We start from the raw sequence: 18,924 nt of genomic DNA on the forward strand, positions 1-18,924 counted from the left end.
AACGTCAGGCAGGAATGCGCAAAGGGGACGGCGGTCGATCAGGATGGGACAGTGAGCGGAAATTGATTGGCTAAGTTGACGGCAAGCAGGGTGTGCCTGGCCCCACTGTCGCGGCGGAAGGCATCTGATAGAGTCAGCTGAAGTGCTTCAGCCAACCCAACCATAAGGAATGCCAATGAGCGCAACCGGTCCGGACAAAGAACGGCAGATGCTGGGATTGTTCCTGGTGCCGGGCGCTTACCTGCGGGTTCTGGCCGAGACGGTCCGCCAACTGGGCTATAACGACCGGTTACTCTATGAAGGCCTGGACTTCAGCCCGGACGATCTCAAGTCCAACGACAGCCGGGTGTTTGTCACCGATGCCATCATCATGGCCAAGCGGGCTGTGAGCATGGCCGGCAACGACGGTCTAAGCTTCATGCTGGCCCGGGAGTTGCGGCTGACGATTCACGGTACCCTGGGCTTCGCGGCCCTCACCAGCCCCACCTTCGCCGATGCCCTGGATTCCGTGCGCCGATATCTGCATCTGAGGGTGCCGTTCCTCAGTATGAACCAGTCCGAAGCGGACGATCAGGTGCTGGTAAAGCTCTGCGCCGAATTCGAAGTGCCCGGCCTCTATCCTTTTCTGGCGGAGACCGTGAGCGCCACCCTGATCCTGCTGACCGAACAGCTATTGGATCGCGAAGACGCCGTCAAACGCGGCTTCGCCCTGGAAGACGGCAAATTAACGGGTGTCACGGTTCGCCTGAGCGCGCCGGAGCCATCCTGGTACCGGCAGTTTGCCGACCAGTTGCCGGTACGATTCGAATATGGCCAGCCAGACGAGATGATGGTGTTCCCCCGGGAGCTTCTCAATGTGCGTATGCGCCTGGCCGACGCCGAAGCCTCCCGAATGGCCCGTGACCAGTGCGAGTTCGAGCTGCAGAAGGCCCTGAAGGAACAGGGCGACATCGTCCTGGCGATCCGGAACATGCTCCGGATGATGCCGGGACCGTTGCCGTCACTGGAAGCCATGGCCGAACGCTTCTGCGTCTCGTCCCGAACCCTTAAGCGCCGGCTGGCGGACCGGGATACCAACTACCGCGAAATCGTCGAATCGGTGCTGAAAGACCGGGCAATCCAGTTGCTCCGTTACACCAACCAGTCGGTCAGCGAGATTGCCTATGAGTTGGGGTACGCCGATCTCTCGAACTTCAGCCGCGCGTTCCGGAAATGGACCGGCAAGTCGGCCAGCGAGTTTCGCGAAGGGGGGCCGGATCCGGCGCCTGAGGTTGGTCCATGAGGTTTGGCTTGCGTGGTTAGGTCGCTCGGGCCGCTTGGTTTGGAGCGTGGTCGCAGGGTGGGGCATTATTTTTTCGGGTAAAAAGCAACTCGCTGCGCTCAGACATCTTTTTCCCCGAAAAAATAATGCCCCACCCCACGCCCTTTGGGCAAAGGTGAGGGCCGTCCGGGAAATTCATTGAAGTGTTTTAATTTGTTTTTATTTCCTATGCCACAATGGTTTAACGGACGGGGGGAAGGAATATTTTCCCGCCAGGAAAAAGATGTCTGAGCGAAGCGAGTTGCTTTTTCCCAAGGGAAAATATTCCTTCCCCCCGGCCAGCCCCCAAACTGGTCAGGCTGGGGACCAAGGCCGAATAGACCCAAAACAGGACCCGGACACCATGACAGATCGCCCAAACACCCATAGTAAGCTGATCGGCTACCTGCTCTGGATCTTCGGATTCCTGGGCTCGCACCGTTTCTACTATGGCAAGCCCATCACCGGAACCATCTGGTTCTTCACCCTGGGGCTGTTTTTTATTGGCTGGATTATCGATCTCTTCCTGATTCCGGCCATGGACCGGGAGGCAGACCGGCGTTTCCGCAGTGGCGAAGTCGATTACAGCATCGGCTGGCTGCTGCTGACCTTTCTTGGCGTGTTCGGGCTCCACCGGATGTACATGGGCAAGTGGATCACCGGCATCATCTACCTGCTCACCGGCGGGCTGTTCCTGATCGGTGTGCTTTATGACTTCTGGACGTTGAACGACCAGATCTCTGAGCGTAACCGGGAGCACCGTTTCGGCTGACCGATCGCTGAGACCAGCGACCGGCCTGCTCAAAGGCCGGCTGCGGATTCCAGTTCGGCCAGCGCATCCTCCAGATAGTCGAGCATGCGCTGCAGGCTTGGCAGGGTGCGGCGGCAGCCGATCAGGCCGAATTCCACCTGGTCGCCGTAGCTGGTCAGGGTCATGTTCAGAGCCAGGCGGTCCATGGCGATGGACACCGGGTACATGCCATCGAGCCTCGCGCCGTTCCAGTAACAGGTTTCCCGCGGGCCGGGGATGTTGGAAATCACCACGTTGAAGGTCTGCCAGTTGGGGGCCATGCCGGTGAGCAGGTGGAAGGCCGCGGGCGCCAGGGTCAGCGCGGTGTAGTTGACGATCTCCTCTGCGGACATGTGGGCGTAGCGATCCTTGGCGGCTTTTACATCCTGGTGGATCTGAATCAGCCGGGTTGCCGGGCTGCTCACATCGGTGTGCAATGAGGCCAGGATTACCCCCACCTGGTTGCCGCCGGAGCTGTCATCCTTGCGCAGGGACACCGGCACCATGGCAACCAGGGGCTTCGCAGGCAGGGCATCCTGATTCATCAGGTAGGTGCGCAGGGCGCCGGCGCACATGGCCATGACCACGTCATTGACCGTGGTTCCGTAGGCCTTGCACACGCCCTTGATGCGATCCAGGTTGTAGGACTCCGCCGCAAAACGTCGTGAGCCGGTGATCTTCTGGTTCAGGATGCTGCGAGGGGCGTGGAAGATGGACGAGTAGGCCGGGTCCTTCCGGGCGTCGTTGATCGTTTTGAGCAGTTCCCTGGCCACCGTCGGCACCGTGCCCAGCTGTTTGCCGGATTCTCCCAGCAGATGGCCAACGCTCCGCCACAGGGAAGGCCCACTACCATCCGCCTCCCGCGCCGGGCGGGGCGCCATGGCCCAGATCGGCGGCATCTCCCTTTGCCCGGTCTCCTGGCACAACATCCGCTGCGCCATGCGCATGGCAGACACACCGTCCATCAGGGCATGATGCACCTTGATGTAAACCGCGAACTGCCGTTCGCCTAACCCCTCAATCAGGTGAAACTCCCACAGCGGCCGTTCCCGATCCATCAGGTGGGAATGCTCCGCCGAGACAAACGACAGCAGCTCCCTTACCCGTCCCGGAGTCGGCAGCGCCTCGAACCGGAAGTGATGCTCCAGATCCAGATGCTCGTCCTCCACCCAGACCGGCTGGCCGAACCGATAGTCCAGGCGCTGGTTGAATGGCGGGGTAACCCGGGTATGCTGCCGCAGGCGATCAGCCAGCTGGGCCACATAGTCGTCAGGTGCCCCCTCGGGAAAGGAAAACAACTGCAAACCACCCACATGCATCGGCTGTTGCCGTTTTTCCAGCCAGAGGAACAGTTGGTCAGTTGGGCTGAGGGGTTTCACGGAAGCGTCCTTGTTATCAGTGTTTCCGCTGATCTTACCTCAGCTTTGCCGGTAAGTTCAGATTATGCGGCGATGGATTCCCGTTGTGTGACCGGTACCTCCAGACGGATCTGCTCGCCGTCCAGCAGAACCGGATAGGTTTTCACCCGCACCGAGTCATCCTCCAGGCAAAAACCGGTACGCAAACTGAAATGCTGCTTGTACAACGGCGACGCCACCACAGGCTCCCCCTTCAGATCCCCGGTTATCCCCCGGGCCAACACATTGGCGCCGCTGAACGGGTCTGTGTGACTGATGGCAAACAGCGCCGGCAGCCGATGCGGCAGATAAAACACCGCCACCGGCCCGTCCTCGGTCCATACTGCGACGCCGGATTCCGGCACCAGGTCGTCTACTGTGCAAACTGCTTCCCAACGAGTGCGTGGTTTCATGTGTTCCTCCAATGTCGCTATTGCAATCAATCGAATCGTTTTTAGCTGTTCACGCCGATTCGTCTTAAAAAATTCTGGTCTGTTGTCCCTAAGCGTTAACTGTTGGCCCGGTGAGCGTGGGGGTAGGTATCTTTACCCGACAGGAAAAAGGTGTCTGAGCGCAGCGAGTTCTTTTTCCCAAGGGGAAAGATACCTACCCCCACGCTCCGCCCCTCAACCAACAGGCTAAGCAGACTCCAGAACAGGCCGCCGCTGCCCCCGCTCAACCGTCCACTCCTGAACCGGATCGTTCTGCGAAGGCGCATTAACAAACTCCCGGAAGCGCTTCCGCTTTTCCGGATCCTCAACAGCTGTCTTCCACTCGCACTGGTATGTACTCACAATGCCCTCCATGTGCTCCTCCAGCTCTGCGCCTATCCCCAGGCTGTCCTCCAGCACCACCTGCTTCAGGTACTCCAGACCACCCTCCAGGTTCTCCATCCAGACACTGGTGCGCTGCAGCCGGTCAGCCGTGCGCACATAGAACATCACCACCCGGTCAATGGTGCGGATCAGCTCCTCATCGGACAAATCGGTGGCAAACAGGTCGCCGTGGCGGGGCCGCATGCCGCCGTTGCCGCAGACATACAGGTTCCAGCCCTTCTCCGTGGCAATCACGCCAAAGTCCTTGCTCTGGGCCTCTGCGCACTCCCGGGTGCAGCCCGACACGGCCATTTTCACCTTGTGGGGCGCCCGCAGGCCCTTGTAGCGGTCCTCCAGGCGAATCGCCATGCCCACGCTGTCCTGCACGCCGTAGCGACACCAGGTATTGCCAACGCAGGACTTCACGGTACGCAGTGACTTGCCATAGGCATGGCCAGTCTCGAACCCGGCGGCAATCAGCTTTTCCCAGATCTCCGGCAACTGGCTCAGGGTAGCGCCGAACAGATCCACCCGCTGGCCACCGGTGATCTTGGTGTACAGGTCGTATTCCTTGGCCACCTGGCCCAGCACAATCAGCTTGTCCGGTGTGATCTCCCCGCCCGGGATGCGCGGCACGATGGAATAGGTGCCGTTTTTCTGCATATTGGCCATGAAGGTGTCGTTGGTGTCCTGCAGCGGTACATGGTCGGTGGCCAGGATGTGCTCGTTCCAGCAGGTGGCCAGGATGGAGGCCACCGCCGGTTTGCAGATATCGCAGCCATGGCCCCTGCCATGCTGGCTGATCAGGGTGCGGAAGGTGCGGATGCCGTTCACCTTCACCAGGTGGAACAGCTCCTGGCGGCTGTACGGGAAGTGCTCGCACAAGTCCTTGCTGACTTCCACGCCGCGCTTCTCCAGCTCATTGTCGACCACGTTCTTGAGCAGGGCGGTGCAGCCGCCGCAGCCTGTGCTGGCTTTGGTTTCGGCCTTGACGCTGCCAAGGTCCGAGCAGCCGGCATCAATGGCGCCGCAGATATCACCCTTGGTCACGTTGTGGCAGGAGCAGATGGAGGCGGTTTCCGGCAGGGAATCGGGGCCCAGGGCCGGTGCGCCGCCCTGGCTTTCCGGCAGGATCAGGGTTTCCGGATTCTCCGGCAGGGTGATGCCATTGAGGGCGTATTGCAGCAGGGTATCGTAGTGGCTGTTGTCGCCCACAAGAATGGCCCCCAGCAGAATCTTGCCGTCTTCACTGATCACCATGCGCCGGTAGTGGCCGGCCTGTTCATCGTTAAAACGGATATTGCGCGCGCCCGGGGTCTGGGCGTGGGCATCGCCGATGGAGCCTACATCCACCCCCAGCAGCTTCAGCTTGGTGCTCATGTCAGCACCGGTAAAGGCGGCTTCCTGGTCGCTGTTGAGGGCGGCGGAGAGGGTCCGGGCCATGGTGTAGCCGGGCGCCACCAGGCCGAAGATTTTTTGTTCCCAAAGCGCGCACTCGCCAATGGCGTGCACATGCGGGTCCGAGGTGGTGCAGTGGTTGTTGATCACAATGCCGCCGCGCTCGCCGATGTCCAGGCCGCTGGCCCGGGCCAGGGCATCCTGGGGGCGAATGCCGGCGGAGAATACAATCAGGTCCGTCTCCAGGAAGGAGTCATCGCTGAAGTTCATACGCAGCCGGGCGTCCTGGCCTTCGGTGATGGCCTTGGTTGCCTTTTCGGTGTGCACCTGAACACCCAGCTCCTCAATCTTGTGGCGTAACAGGGCGCCACCGTCGGCGTCGAGCTGCACCGGCATCAGCCGGGGGGCAAACTCCACCACATGGGCTGCCAGCCCAAGGCTCTTGAGGGCATTGGCCGCTTCAAGACCCAGCAGGCCACCGCCAACCACCACGCCCGTGCGGGCGCCTTCCGAGCTGGCGCGAATGGCATCCAGGTCATCCAGGGTTCGGTATACCAGGCAGTGCGGCCGGTCGTTGCCCTCAATCGGCGGAACGAACGGGTAGGAGCCGGTGGCCAGCACCAGTTCGTCGTACCGGTAACTGCCCCGGGGCGTTTCCAGGGTGCGGTTCTCCCGGTCGATGCCGGTCACCTGTTCATTCAGATGCAGTTGAATGCCCTGCTCGGTGTACCACTCCAGGGTACCCATGGCCAGATCGGCGTGGGTCGAGCCACCGAAATACTCCGACAGGTGAACCCGGTCGTAGGCCAGTTGCTTCTCCTCGCCGAACACGATGATCTCGAACCCGGCAGCGGCCGGGCTGGCGCAGAATTGTTCCAGGAAGTGGTGGCCGACCATGCCGTTGCCGACGACTATCAGGGTTTTCTTGCTCATGGGTCTGTCCTCTTTCCGGGCGACTGGCTTTCAATGAACCAAGGGCTCAAGCCGCCGCCTCGCAGTAGTTCTTGCCGAATGCAATGTGGTCCCGGTACCGGGAAATGTCGTCCTGTTGCCGGATGCGCTGGCTGTACCAGGGGCCGTCCCGGGTATCGCCGAGCAATACCGCGCCGGTCAGGCGCTGGTTGCGGATCAGCAGCCGGCAGTAATGGTTGTGTTCGTGGTCCTGCCAGACCACGGATTCTGTGTCCGGGCCGGGGCTGACCTGGCCACAGGAAAAAATCGGGATACCGCTGATTTTCAGCCGGGTCGGTGTCTCCATCGGCCGGTATTCCACCTTCGGTGCGCCGCCAACGAGCACGTTCGCAAGCACCTCGGCCTGCTGGTACCCCGGTTCTACCAGGCCGAAGGTGGTGTCGCCGAGCTGACAGCATTCGCCCAGGGCGGAGATTGCCGGGTCACTGGTGCGCAGTTGACTGTTCACCAGAATGCCCCGGCCGCAATCCAGGCCTGCCTTCCGGGCAAGCCGGGTGACCGGCGTGATGCCGGTGGCGAACACCACCAGATCGGTGCTGATCAGGGTCTCGTCGTCGAGCTGCACGGCCCGGAGCAGAGAGCGGCCCAGGAGGGCTGTCGGAGACGTGCCGGTGCGAACCTTCACACCCCGGTGTTCCATGTGTTGTTGCAGGAGCTGACCGCCGACCGTATCCAGTTGCCGATTCAGCAGGTGCGCACTGCGGTGCAGCAGGGTGACCGCCATACCGCGTTGCGAGAGGCCATCGGCGGCCTCCAGGCCGAGAAAGCCGCCGCCGACCACCACTGCGCGGCGGTGGCGCCGGGTGGTTTCGATCAGGGTCCGGGTATCGTCCAGATCACGGAACGTCATGACGCCCGGAAGATCCTCGCCCGGCACTCCCGGTTTTGCCGGCCGTGAACCGATGGCCAGAACAAGATGCGTGTAGGACTGCAGGCGCCCGGTGGCGGTGGTGACCGTCCGGTCCTGCCGGTTGATGGCGACAACCGCTTCGCCGTTAAACACCTCAATGCCGTTGTCCCGGAACCAGTCGCCGGGCTGCAATGCCAGGGATGACTCGGCGGTGTCGCCGGCCAGCAGCGCCGAGAGCTGCATCCGGTTATAGGCAGGCGCGGTTTCACCATTGAACACAACAATGCGGGTAAACGGTTTGCAGCGATTCCGGCAAAGTGCCTCCAGCAGGCGCTGGGCCACCATCCCGTGCCCACAGATCACCAGTGTCGATTCGCTCTGTACCTTCATCGTGTTCAATCCCGTACTTTTTTGGTCAACAAAAAAAGCCGGAGCATCTATTCCCGAGGGAAGTCGATGGTCCGGCGCCAATGCCAACAACAATGATCTGATGGTCCGGCCTGATCCTTGGCCGGGACGTTCGTCCTTGGAATAGACAAAGCGATCTTCGTGCCAGTTTTTAAAATCCTTTTGATTCAATAGTCTGGAGTTTTTGCTTCGGCTTGGGCAGGGATTCGGCGCGGAATCCTGCCCCGTGGCGGGGCGGTTTGCACGGGTTTGGGGCCCGGCAGGGTGGCGCAGTAATTGCTCCCTGAACAGCGAGGGCGCCCTCCAGGAGCGACGCCCCGTTACTGTTCGATGTATTTGAAGCGATCGCTTCCGGAGTTGTGCCATGAATGCAAAACGTGCCCCCGCCCCCAAAATACCCAGCTCGGGCGATTACCTGATTGCCTCAAAAAGCTGTGAGTTGATGAACCTCCAGTATTTCCTGCAGATGGGCAAACTGGTCCAGTGCATCAGCAACCTGGTGCACGCGCTGCAGTGCGAGCGGGGGGCATCCAATGTCTTCCTGGGGTCCTCCGGTGAGAAATTCGCCCGTGAGCGCCAAGCCATGGTCGAGGCATCCGATCGGCTGCGGGGTGACTTTGATCAGGCCCTGGCCGAGATTCACCAGGAACTGACGGCACACCCGGTCAGTAGCCGCCTGCTGAATCAGCTGGCCAGCGCGCTTCATGGCCTGGAGGGGCTGCCGGAACTGCGGCGCTGTGTCGCCAGCCGGACAATAACGGCGGCCTCGGCGACCGAAGATTACAGCGGCCTGATTCACAGCCTGATTGCCGTGGTCTTCGAGGCCGCCGACACCGCCGTGGATCCCACCATCGCCGGCTTGCTGGTGGCCATGGTGCACCTGATGAACGGCAAGGAGTTCTGCGGCCAGGAGCGAGCGGTAGGGTCCGCCGGCTTTTCCAGCGGCCAGTTTGATCGCGCACTGTCTCAGCGCATGATGCACCTGATTGAGGCGCAGGAACGCTGCTTCGAGGTGTTTACCAGCTTTGCGGATGAACAGTCGCTGGTCCTTTGGCAAACGCTTCGAAGTCATGCCCGGGAGGCGGAAATCGAAAAGCTGCGACAGTTGGGCGCCTCCATCGGGCGATACAAGCCCCTGGACCCATCGCTGGCGGATAGCTGGTTTGGTCTGATGTCCGAGCGCATGGACGAACTGAAAAACATCGAGGATTCGGTGGAGGGCTGTTTTCACGCCCGCTGCATCGAACGGTTCGCGGACGCCCGCAATTCCCTGGCCCACCAGGAAACCCTGATCGCCTCCCTGGATGGTCCCGAGCCCTCATCCCAGTCGATGCTGGTTCTCTGTGAATCGGCGAACGAGACCAGGGCGGGGGAAACCTGGGCCAGTGAGGGCGTGGGCCAGCAGTTCGGCCGTTCCATTTTTGACCTGGTGCAGGAACAGGCCCGGCGCCTGCAGCAGATGACCGATGAGCTGCAGAGTGCCCGGGAAGCCCTGGAAGACCGAAAAACCCAGGAAAAAGCGGTGTTGCTGCTGATGGATCACCGCAAGATCAGCAACGACGAAGCCCACCGAGTGTTACGGAAACTGGCCATGGACCAGGGCCGGAAATTGCCAGAAGTGGCCCGGGCCCTGGTATCCATGGCCGATGTCCTGAAGTGACCGGGCCGGCTCAGGCCCGGGCCACCCTGGAGGTCGATTGCTCGGCCCCGGAAGCCTCGGATTTTCCGGAACGACGGTTTGAGATGTGCTCCAGCTTGCGCTGTTTCTCATACAGGAACCTCAACACCTCCTGCCGGTAATGCACATACTCCGGATTATCCGCCAGGGTCACCCGGTTCCGGGGCCGCGGCAGATCAATAGCCAGGTCCTCACCCACGGTTGCGGCCGGCCCGTTGGTCATCATGATGATCCGGTCTGACAACAACACCGCCTCGTCCACATCGTGGGTAATCATGATCACGGTATTATTCAGTTCCTGCTGAATCTCCATCAGCGAATCCTGCAGATGTGCCCGGGTCAGCGCATCCAGAGCGCCGAAGGGTTCGTCCATCAGCAACACACTGGGCTTCATGGCCAGGGCCCGGGCAATCCCCACCCGCTGGGCCATGCCCCCGGATACCTCGCCCGGTCGCTTGTCGGCGGCATGGGCCATATTCACCAGCTCCAGATTGTGATGAATCCAGTCGCGCCGCTCCTGCTTGCTCATGGCGCGGCGAAACACCTGCTGCACCGCCAGTTCCACGTTCTCGTACACCGTCAGCCAGGGCATCAGCGCATGGTTCTGAAACACCACCGCCCGCTCCGGCCCCGGAGAATTCACCTCATGGCCATCGAGCACACAGCCGCCCCTGGTAGCCTGAAGCAGACCCGCCACGATGTTCAGAACCGTGGACTTGCCGCACCCGGAGTGCCCGATAAGCGAAACAAACTCGCCCTTGCGGATTTTCAGGTTGATGTTGTCCAGGGCCACGAAAGGCCCTTTTGCTGTCTCGAACGCCATCTCGACGCCGGTTAATTCAAGATGTGACTTGGTCATGGAAAGCACCTCTTTGGTAAGCGGAGCGCCGGGTGGGTCACGCCTCCCGAAACCCTCAAAAACATGGATGTTTTTGCGGAGCGTACAGGGATGTACTCGCCGCGTGTTTCGGGAGGCGTGACCCACCCGGTGCGGCATGCTCAAGAAGATGGCTCATTCGTTCCAGGCAACCCGGCGCTGAATCAACAGCATCACCCGGTCCAGAACAAACCCGATGAACCCGATGGCCAGCACCGCCACCATGATCCGGCTCAGGGACTCACTGCTGCCGTTCTGGAATTCATCCCAAACGAACTTGCCCAGCCCCGGGCTCTGGGCCAGCATCTCGGCTGCGATCAGCACCATCCAGGCAATCCCCAGCGATACCCGCAACCCGGTGAAAATCATCGGCACCGAGGACGGCAAAACCACCTTGCGGACATGGGTCCAGAACGACAGCCGCAACACCCGGGAGACATTGACCAGATCGGGGTGAACCGCCTTCACACCCACGCTGGTGTTGATCAGCGTCGGCCAGAGGCTGCACAAGGTGACCGTGATCATCGAGGTCAGGAACGACTTCTCGAACATCGGATCGTCGCTCACGTAGGTGGCGGACACTACCATGGTGACCAGAGGCAGCCAGGCCAGCGGCGATACCGGCTTGAAGATCTGGATGAGCGGATTCACCGCCGCCTGGAAGTGCTGGTTCAGGCCCACCACAATGCCCAACGGCACCGCGATCACCGTCGCCAGCACAAAGCCGGCGACCACGGTGAGCAGGCTGGTCAGCACCTGGTCGGGAAAGGTCGGCGCACCGGGATAGTCCCGGATCTTCACCTCGGCATCCGGGTTTTCCGACAGAATGCGGACATTGCGCTCCTCCTGCATGGCAACGAACTTGTCCGCCCGCTCCCGCTGGTTAACATGTTCCTGCCAGAGCTGGCCGGATTGCTCCCAGACCTGGGCCGGGCCGGGAAAGGTGCCCAGGGACGTATCTACCCGGGGCGCCGCCAGGTGCCAGAAACCGACAAACACCAGAATGCCCAGTACTGGCAGTAGCAGTTGCCGGGCCGCGGCCGCCAATTGGTCGGGTGCCAGAGCACCGCCCAAGGCGCTAATCTGCCTCGCCAGCCAGCGCGCTGGCGGAGGATTGCGGTTGGTTGAAGTAATCGTTGTCATCAAAAAAACCTCCCTGCGTCCCCGGTTACGGGGTCTGCGTGCCTTTCAGGCCGATGTCGAAGCTGTCGATATAGGCATTGGGTGTCCGGGGCGTGAAGGCGATGCCGTCGATCAGCTCACCCTGGTGTGGGCGCTGGAAATTCTCGGCGTCAAAATCCGGAAAGTCCGAGGCTTTCAGGGTGCCGTCCGCGATCAGCGATCTTGCCGCCTGCTCATAGATATCCGCGCGGTAGACCCGGGCCGCGGTCTTCATATACCAGTCGTCCGGTTTGGCCTCGGGAATCTGGCCCCAGCGACGCATCTGGGTGAGGTACCAGATGGCATCGGACGGGTACGGGTAGGTGGCGTGGTAGCGGAAGAAGACATTGAAATCCGGCACCTGACGGACATCGCCTTTCTCGTACTCGAAGGTGTCGGTCATGGAGTTGGCGATCACCGCCTCGTCGGCTCCCACGTAGTTGGGCCGTGCCAGGAGCGTGACGGCTTCCTCACGGTTGGCGTTGTTGTTTTCATCCAGCCAGTGGGCCGCCCGGATCAGCGCACGCAGCAGGTGAAGGTGGGTGTTGGGGTAGTCTTCCGCCCATTGACGCGTTACCCCGAACACCTTCTCCGGGTTGTTGGGCCAGATCTCATAGTCGGTGATCACCGGCACGCCGATGCCCATGAACACCGCCTGCTGGTTCCAGGGCTCACCGACGCAGTAGCCCTGGATGGTGCCGGCTTCCATGGTGGCCGGCATCTGCGGTGGCGGGGTGACTGAAAGATGCACGTCGGCCGTCAGGGTGCCGCTGGTGTCGCCGCGCTGTGGGGCATAGTAGCCGGGGTTCAGGCCGCCAGCCGCCAGCCAGTACCGCAGCTCGTAGTTGTGGGTGGAGACAGGGAACACCATGCCCATGCGGAACCGCTCGCCCCGGGCCCGGGAGGCTTCCACCACCGGTTTCAGGGCGCTGGCGCTGATCGGATGGACCGGCTTGCCATCGGCGTTGTCCGGAATATGCTGGCTCATGGTCTCCCAGATATCGTTGGAGACGGTAATGCCGTTGCCGTTCAGGTCCATGCTGAAGGCGGTAATGATGTCGGCCCGGGTGCCATAGCCGATGGAGGCGCCCAGGGGCTGGCCTGCCAGCATGTGGGCGCCGTCCAGTTCACCGGTAATCACCCGGTCCAGCAGCACCTTCCAGTTGGCTTGTGCCTCCAGTTCCACGAACAGGCCTTCATCCATGAAGAAGCCCTGTTCCCAGGCAACGGCCAGGGGAGCCATATCGGTCAGTTTGATAAAGCCGAGTTTGAGGTCCGGCTTTTCGGCGGGGCCTATGTCGGCCTGAGTCAGTGTACTGGTGGCCCAGAAGGTCGCCAGTATCACCAGCCGGGTGAGCCATCGGGTGGTGTGTTTGGTCAGCGTTTGCATTGGAGTACCTCATCCTGTTTGGCCCAGACAAAAAAACGCCTGCTTCCCGTTGCCGGAAAGCAGGCGCCTGTGCCTGAGGGTCGGTTTTCTGTGGAGTCGTAAACGCGCGTTTCTCTGGTCTGACCACCTGCACACTGCATGCCAGTTGTTTAATTCCTGCTAAAACAGATGCTTAGTTTCCATGTTTGCAATCGTGACCGAAAAGACTGGCGCGCCGGCGGGAGGTTTTAGTGCGCCCTTGTGTGGTTTTGCACCAATTTGATACTCACATCGCCGCTGCGGGCAGTATCGCTGTTTGGCTGACCAGCTCGCGGATGCCGTGCCTGGGTATGTCCGGCACGCCGGGTGGTATCGCCACCAGAGTGGCCCTGTTATTGCAGCGGATACCCTACCTGTTTTCGACAGATCACATTCCCCAGGCAATGAAGCCCGTCCCGGATCGCCCAAGCGGTATCCGGCTGGCGGGTTTTTTGTTTCTGACGCAAGAGGACGCACTGTGACCGGTGACAACAACCCAACGGTTCTGACTACCTGCCCATACTGCGGCGTCGGCTGTGGCGTGGCAGCCACCGCCTGCGACACCCGTGGCGACCAGGCCCACCCTGCCAATCTCGGGCGCCTGTGCGTCAAGGGTGCTGCCCTGCATGAGACACTGGGCGCCGAAGGCCGGCTGCTGGCGCCCTTCGTGAACGGCCAGGAAGCGAGTTGGCCGCAGGCGGTCACGGCGGTGGCGCGGGCCATCCGGGAATCGGTGGCACGTCACGGGCCCGGGTCGGTGGCCTTCTATCTCTCCGGCCAGTTGCTGACCGAGGATTACTATGTGGCCAACAAGCTGGCCAAGGGGTTTATCCGCACGCCGCACGTCGATACCAACTCCCGGCTGTGCATGTCCTCTGCTGTTGCGGCTCACAAGCGGGCGTTCGGTGGGGATCTGGTGCCCGGCTGTTACGAGGATCTTGAGCTGGCAAATCTGTTGGTTCTGGCCGGCAGCAATGCTGCCTGGGCCCACCCGGTGCTTTACCAGAGAATGCAGGCGTCGGCCCGGCCCGGCCGCCGGGTGGTGGTGATTGATCCAAGAAAGACCGCCACCAGTGACCTGGCCGATCTGCACCTGGCGTTACGGCCGGGCACCGACACACTGCTGTTTAATGGCTTGCTGTGCTGGCTGGTTGATAACGACGCTGTTGACCTGGACTACCTGGCCGACCACTGCCAGGGCTTTGACCAGTCCCTGGCTGCGGCGCGGGCCGAGGCGGCGGATCTTGCCTCGGTGGCCCGGGGCTGTGATCTTCCGGTTGACGATGTGGCCACCTTCTATCAATGGTTTGCGCAGGAGCCGCGCGCGGTGACCGCCTTCTCCCAGGGAATCAACCAGTCCTCCGCCGGCACTGACAAGGGCAATGCGATCATCAACTGCCACCTGGCCACCGGCCGGGTCGGCAAACCCGGCGCCAGTCCTTTCTCCCTGACCGGTCAGCCCAATGCCATGGGTGGCCGGGAAGTGGGCGGTCTTGCCAACACCCTGGCGGCGCATATGGATTATGACAGCCCGGGTGCCCGGGAGCGGGTGGCCAGGTTCTGGGGCACCGACGCCGTGGCATCGGGGCCGGGAATGAAAGCGGTTGACCTGTTTGACGCGGTCGGGCGGGGCGAAATCAAGGTCCTGTGGATCATGGCCACCAACCCGGCGGTCAGCCTGCCGGAAACCGGGCGCATCCGCGAGGCCCTGGCCCGGTGCCCGACCGTGATCGTCTCCGACTGTATCCGCCATACCGATACCGCCCGCTACGCCGACATTCTGTTGCCGGCCGCCGGCTGGGGTGAGAAGGACGGCACGGTCACCAACTCCGAACGCTGCATTTCCCGCCAGCGCCGCTTCCTGCCGCTGGCCGGTGAGGCCCGGCCTGACTGGTGGATTATCAGCCAGGTGGCCAGGGCCCTGGGGCATGACGCCGGCTTTGATTATCCGGGGCCGGCGGACATTTTCCGGGAACATGCCCGGCTGTCAGGGTTCGAGAATGCCGGTGAACGCTTCTTTGATATTTCCGGGCTAGCCGGGCTCAGCGAAGAGCAGTATGACGCGTTCGAGCCCCGGCAGTGGCCAATAACCCGGGTGTTGGCAAGGGATTCCCGCCGACTGTTCACCGATGGCCGTTTCGCCACCGCCGATGGCCGTGGTCGGCTGGTTCCGGTGGTTTCCCGGTTGCCCGCGAGGGCGCTGAGCGGGGATTTCCCGTTGATCGTGAATACCGGGCGCATCCGCGACCAGTGGCACACCATGACCCGCACTGCCCGCTCCAGCCGCTTGCTGGCGCATCGGCCAGAGCCATTTATCGAGGCGCATCCCGAGGATATCCGGACGCGTTCCCTGGTGCCCGGCGCGTTGGCGACGTTGACCAGTGCCCACGGACGTTTTGTCGGCCGGGTTCGGGCAACACCGGATCAGCGGCCTGGTGAGGTGTTCGTGCCCATTCACTGGAACGATGAGTTTACCGGCCAGGGCCTGGCCACCGCACTGACCGACAGCCTGGTGGACCCGTTGTCCGGGCAGCCGGACGCCAAGCAGGGTCACGCCACCCTGACCCATTGGCCTGCCGCCTGGCATGGTCGCATGCTGGTGCGGCGGGATCGTCCGAAGCGCTGGACGGCAGACTACTGGGCCCGCCAGACCCTGGCGGATTGCGATAGCTGGATTGTGGCGGGACGGTCACCGGCAGATTGGCGAACGGCAGTGACCGACTGGTTGGGTGGGCCGCCCCAGCTTGTCATGGAAGATGTCCGCGCGGGCCGTTTCCGGGCGGCCCGGCTACGTAATGGCCAACTGGAGGCGGTGCTGATGGTAGACCCTGAGCCAGACGCGCTGCCCTCCATGGACTGGCTGGCCAGTTGCTTCAGCCACCCGGAGCTGGACGACAACACCCGTCGTGGCCTGTTGGCGGCAAAAGCAGTGGACGGGGACGATGCCGGCAATCTGATCTGCAGTTGTTTCCAGGTCGGTGACCGGCAGATACAAAAGGCCATTGGGCGGGGTGCCGACAGTGTGGCGGCTCTGGGCCGGGAACTGCAGTGTGGCACCAACTGCGGCTCGTGTGTGCCCGAGATCCGGAATCTGCTGCTGGCGGCTACCGAGGCGGTGTAAGCGGGCTCAGCATCTGCACCGGCACCCGGTAACGCACCCCTTTCGAGGGACCGATGCCGTCGACGGTGCAGGTCTTGCGGTTGACCCGGATAATTTGGCCGTGAAGCTCCCGGCGGCCGGTACCGAAGCGAACTGTATCGCCCACCTGCCACTGGGCCAGCTGCCGGCGGGTGTCCACGGGGGCAAAGGTCGTGTCCGGTAGCGGCAGACCACGCTTTCCGGCCAGCTCCGCCAGGGCTCCCCGGGTAGACTGGGCTGCGCCGGTGTCGTGCAGCTCATCCAGGATGCGATAAAAATGCCGGTTGTGCACCGAGCCCCGGTACCGCTGCCCCGCGCTCTGCTGCAGCAGATGGGCAAACTCATGGCAGCAGGTATGGGCCAGCAGGTTGAGGGTGCTCAGCTCACCGCCAAAGTAGCCCCGTTTCCGGATCTCCCGGGCGGACAGCCAGCCACTGGCCGTCTCCGGCTGGTGCTTGGCGGCAATCATGCGAATTCCATAGGTAATCAGATGCTGCCGATCCCGGGGATCGTAACGATGGTAGGTGGCCTGCCCTGAACCCACCCGGCAATGCAGGACGCTGCCCGGGGTGCGCGCCCGCACCCATTGCTCGGCCGGTTGCCAGAGGCAGTCGTGGGTAACGGCGCACATGAGCTCGCCCAGGCTGATGACGGTCTGGGCTGTTAGGGGCGTTTTCTGCAAGCTTGGGTACCTGGTCACGTTCACGGGTGCTTCGGACCAGACAAGCTTAACGTTCGAATTCTCGGTTTGCTATGGTCTGGTTTCCCAATGTTGTTTAGAGTCTCTCCACATTTTGTGTAGTGGTAGTTTCAGGAGACGCCTTTCCATCATGAATGCCGAACAGCTCAAACAGCTTGAAGACGACCTCTGGTCTGCCGCTGATAACCTGCGGGCCAACTCCGTGGAAAACCTGGATATCCAGTTCCCGCTCTCCATGCAGAGGTGTCGGTCAGACAGCACCGGCGAAGTCGCCGCTTGAACCCTCAATGGTAATCAGACAAACTGTCACCAGATATGAATAAGTGGTGATGGTTTGTCTGATTCCGACTCTGCCCGATCTTCCCGGGAACAACTTCAAACCCTGTTTCGACAGCACGGTGGCCAGCTCCGCCTGAGCGAGGCGCTGGCCCGGGGCTATAGTCGGTATCAGTTCTATCAGCTTCGGGACGAAGGGGTGATTGAGCCGGTCAGCCGCGGCCTGTACCGGCTGGCGGATCTGCCGCCCATCGAAAACCCGGACCTGGTGGCAGCCGCTACTCGGTTCCCTAGTGCGGTGCTTTGCCTGATTTCCGCGCTGGACTGGCACGGCATAACCACACAGATTCCCCACCAGGTGCATCTGGCGGTGGATCGGGATGCCCGCCTGCCAGTGCTGGACTATCCGCCGGTGGCCGGGTATCGGTTCTCCGGGAAGGCCTTTAGCGAAGGCATTGAGCAGGTGGATGTGGATGGCATTACCCTGAGCGTCTATAGCCCGGAGAAAACCCTGGCGGACTGCTTCAAGTTCCGCAACCGCATCGGTATGGACGTGGTGCTGGAGGCGCTGGAGCTTTATCGCACCCGTAAAACCTTTCTGCCCGGAAAGCTGATGGAATACGCCAGAGTCTGCCGGGTCGCCAATGTGATGGCGCCTTACGTGGAAGCCAAACTCTGAGTGAATAGCACCCAGTCTGTGGAATAACCGACGTGAAAGGAGATCACGATGGCCAAAAACACCGCCGCATCTGTTCGCCAGAAACTGCTGAACAAAGCCCGGGAAGAAAAACGCCCCTTTCAGGAGCTGTTGCAGTATTACGCTATGGAGCGGTTTCTTTACCGCCTCAGTCAATCGCCCCACAGCGGCTGCTTTACGCTCAAGGGTGCGCTGATGCTCTGGGCCATGCAGGGGCCGACCAGCCGACCGACCCGGGATATCGATATGCTGGGCCAGACCAGCAATGAACCTGAGGCGATCCTGGACCAGGTACAAGATATCATTGCCGCTGAAGTGATGGATGACGGGTTGCATTTCGAACCGGATACCCTGAAGGCAGAAACCATCACCGAAGATGCTGGCTACCAGGGGCTGAGGGTGACCTTCACTGGTTTTCTCGACAACGCCAGAATTTCGATGCAACTGGATATTGGCTTTGGCGATCCCGTATTTCCGTTTCCCTCTTGGCTGGAGTTTCCAACCCTACTGGATTTTCCCGCTGCACGGATCAAGTGTTACACCCCGGAATCGTCCATTGCCGAGAAGTTCCAGGCGATGGTAAACCTTGGCGAATTGAATAGCCGGATGAAGGATTTCTACGATATCTGGCTGCTCTCGCGCCAGCACGAATTCCGGTTGGAAAACCTGAAGGGTGCTGTTGACGGCACCTTCCAGAAACGCGGAACCGAAATCCCTGAAACAAATCCCTTTTCTGCCGCTTTTATGGACAGCAACCAGCCACAATGGCAGGCTTTCCGTAAACGCCTTGGCCAGGGTCATGTGCCAGAGGCATTTTCGGAAGTTGTAGAGGCGATGGTTGAGTTCCTCAGTCCTGTGATGGCGCGCAGCGCCGAGGATGCCCCAAGGGAAATCTGGCACCCGCCCGGTCCATGGAGTCGGCAGGCTGATGGCTAGTTTTATTTCGGAAAACAATATCGAGCAGGCGCTGTTGCAGCGGCTCCAGCATATTCATGGTTTCAATGTGCTGGACTGCTATACCGCAAAGCCGGAAGAACTGAACGATGGCTCTCACCGTG

Annotated in this window: 15 protein-coding genes; 7 read left to right on the plus strand and 8 right to left on the minus strand. The window is 61.4% G+C overall.

Going from position 1 to position 18,924, the window contains the following annotated elements:
• Positions 1–175 precede the first annotated feature (175 nt).
• Together msub_RS16900 and msub_RS16905 are read left to right on the plus strand one after the other, a co-directional pair.
• Positions 176–1,282: a helix-turn-helix domain-containing protein gene (locus tag msub_RS16900; RefSeq protein ID WP_048497321.1), complete on the plus strand. Its 1,107-nt coding sequence runs from the start codon at positions 176–178 to the stop codon at positions 1,280–1,282.
• Between the two features lie 382 nt (positions 1,283–1,664).
• The gene (locus msub_RS16905) at positions 1,665–2,072 is read left to right on the plus strand and encodes an NINE protein (RefSeq protein ID WP_048497322.1); all 408 of its coding nucleotides are present in this window, start codon (positions 1,665–1,667) and stop codon (positions 2,070–2,072) included.
• Positions 2,073–2,101: 29 nt separating this feature from the next.
• On the opposite strand, the gene msub_RS16910 is transcribed toward msub_RS16905, so the two are convergent.
• The 4 genes from msub_RS16910 to msub_RS16925 all read right to left on the minus strand — a co-directional run bounded on the left by msub_RS16910 (position 2,102) and on the right by msub_RS16925 (position 7,912).
• A complete protein-coding gene (locus msub_RS16910) occupies positions 2,102–3,469 on the minus strand; it encodes a WS/DGAT/MGAT family O-acyltransferase (protein ID WP_048497323.1) in 1,368 nt (455 codons plus the stop codon).
• 62 nt (positions 3,470–3,531) lie between these two features.
• Complete coding sequence (gene nirD, locus msub_RS16915; RefSeq protein WP_048497324.1) at positions 3,532–3,900, minus strand: nitrite reductase small subunit NirD; 369 nt, start codon at positions 3,898–3,900, stop codon at positions 3,532–3,534.
• A 225-nt stretch (positions 3,901–4,125) separates the two neighbouring features.
• On the minus strand, positions 4,126–6,633 hold the full coding sequence (gene nirB, locus msub_RS16920) for a nitrite reductase large subunit NirB (protein WP_048497325.1): 2,508 nt from the start codon (positions 6,631–6,633) through the stop codon (positions 4,126–4,128).
• Between the two features lie 46 nt (positions 6,634–6,679).
• Positions 6,680–7,912 carry an NAD(P)/FAD-dependent oxidoreductase gene (locus msub_RS16925; protein ID WP_048497326.1) on the minus strand — a complete coding sequence of 411 codons (1,233 nt, stop codon included), beginning with the start codon at positions 7,910–7,912 and terminating at the stop codon, positions 6,680–6,682.
• Between the two features lie 382 nt (positions 7,913–8,294).
• On the opposite strand from msub_RS16925, the gene msub_RS16930 reads away from it, so the two are divergent.
• Positions 8,295–9,590 carry a nitrate- and nitrite sensing domain-containing protein gene (locus msub_RS16930; RefSeq protein ID WP_048497327.1) on the plus strand — a complete coding sequence of 432 codons (1,296 nt, stop codon included), beginning with the start codon at positions 8,295–8,297 and terminating at the stop codon, positions 9,588–9,590.
• A 10-nt stretch (positions 9,591–9,600) separates the two neighbouring features.
• Here msub_RS16930 and msub_RS16935 read toward each other — a convergent pair whose 3' ends face one another.
• The 3 genes from msub_RS16935 to msub_RS16945 all read right to left on the minus strand — a co-directional run bounded on the left by msub_RS16935 (position 9,601) and on the right by msub_RS16945 (position 13,036).
• Entirely contained in the window at positions 9,601–10,431 is an 831-nt protein-coding gene (locus msub_RS16935; protein ID WP_227506881.1) for an ABC transporter ATP-binding protein, read from the minus strand.
• 189 nt (positions 10,432–10,620) lie between these two features.
• The gene (locus msub_RS16940) at positions 10,621–11,628 is read right to left on the minus strand and encodes an ABC transporter permease (RefSeq protein ID WP_082146575.1); all 1,008 of its coding nucleotides are present in this window, start codon (positions 11,626–11,628) and stop codon (positions 10,621–10,623) included.
• 25 nt (positions 11,629–11,653) lie between these two features.
• On the minus strand, positions 11,654–13,036 hold the full coding sequence (locus msub_RS16945) for a CmpA/NrtA family ABC transporter substrate-binding protein (RefSeq protein WP_048497329.1): 1,383 nt from the start codon (positions 13,034–13,036) through the stop codon (positions 11,654–11,656).
• Positions 13,037–13,532: 496 nt separating this feature from the next.
• Between msub_RS16945 and msub_RS16950 the strand changes: the two genes are divergently transcribed.
• Positions 13,533–16,175, plus strand: coding sequence for a nitrate reductase (locus msub_RS16950; RefSeq protein ID WP_048497330.1), 2,643 nt, complete (start codon positions 13,533–13,535; stop codon positions 16,173–16,175).
• On the opposite strand, the gene msub_RS16955 is transcribed toward msub_RS16950, so the two are convergent.
• Complete coding sequence (locus tag msub_RS16955; protein WP_048497998.1) at positions 16,159–16,824, minus strand: hypothetical protein; 666 nt, start codon at positions 16,822–16,824, stop codon at positions 16,159–16,161. The genes msub_RS16950 and msub_RS16955 overlap by 17 nt on opposite strands.
• A gap of 199 nt (positions 16,825–17,023) precedes the next feature.
• Between msub_RS16955 and msub_RS21670 the strand changes: the two genes are divergently transcribed.
• From msub_RS21670 to msub_RS16965, 3 genes are read left to right on the plus strand one after another with little or no spacing between them, the layout of a single operon-like run.
• Entirely contained in the window at positions 17,024–17,173 is a 150-nt protein-coding gene (locus msub_RS21670; RefSeq protein ID WP_156182832.1) for a hypothetical protein, read from the plus strand.
• Between the two features lie 54 nt (positions 17,174–17,227).
• Entirely contained in the window at positions 17,228–17,848 is a 621-nt protein-coding gene (locus msub_RS16960) for a type IV toxin-antitoxin system AbiEi family antitoxin domain-containing protein (RefSeq protein ID WP_048497331.1), read from the plus strand.
• 48 nt (positions 17,849–17,896) lie between these two features.
• Positions 17,897–18,802 carry a nucleotidyl transferase AbiEii/AbiGii toxin family protein gene (locus msub_RS16965; protein ID WP_048497332.1) on the plus strand — a complete coding sequence of 302 codons (906 nt, stop codon included), beginning with the start codon at positions 17,897–17,899 and terminating at the stop codon, positions 18,800–18,802.
• The last annotated feature ends 122 nt before the right edge of the window (positions 18,803–18,924 follow it).

This window comes from Marinobacter subterrani, assembly GCF_001045555.1.
Lineage (GTDB): Bacteria > Pseudomonadota > Gammaproteobacteria > Pseudomonadales > Oleiphilaceae > Marinobacter > Marinobacter subterrani.